This is a genomic window from Streptomyces nanshensis, assembly GCF_001751255.1.
Taxonomy (GTDB): Bacteria; Actinomycetota; Actinomycetes; order Streptomycetales; family Streptomycetaceae; genus Streptomyces; species Streptomyces nanshensis_A.
In genome coordinates, this window is sequence record NZ_LJGW01000168.1 from 1 (window position 1) to 209 (window position 209).

General features: G+C 77.5%; 1 pseudogene. It reads left to right on the forward strand.

Annotation, left to right across the window (positions count from 1 at the left end):
- Positions 1-15: 15 nt before the first annotated feature.
- Positions 16-209, forward strand: a pseudogene (locus tag AN218_RS38065) (alpha/beta hydrolase); the annotation flags it as partial.

Genomic DNA, 209 nt, shown 5'->3' on the forward strand with positions numbered 1-209 from the left:
GGACGCCGGGCCGGACTGGCCGGTGCCACGCTCGGGCTGGTGGCGGCGGGCATCGCGGTGGAGCGGCTGACGGTCAGCCGCGGCGTACGGCGCAAGGCACGCCTCGCCCTGGACGCGGCCGGGCCGTACGGCTCGTTGCGCGGCACCCCGGGCACGGCGTACGCGGAGGACGGCACCGAGCTGTACTTCGAGACGGACGAGCCCGAGGC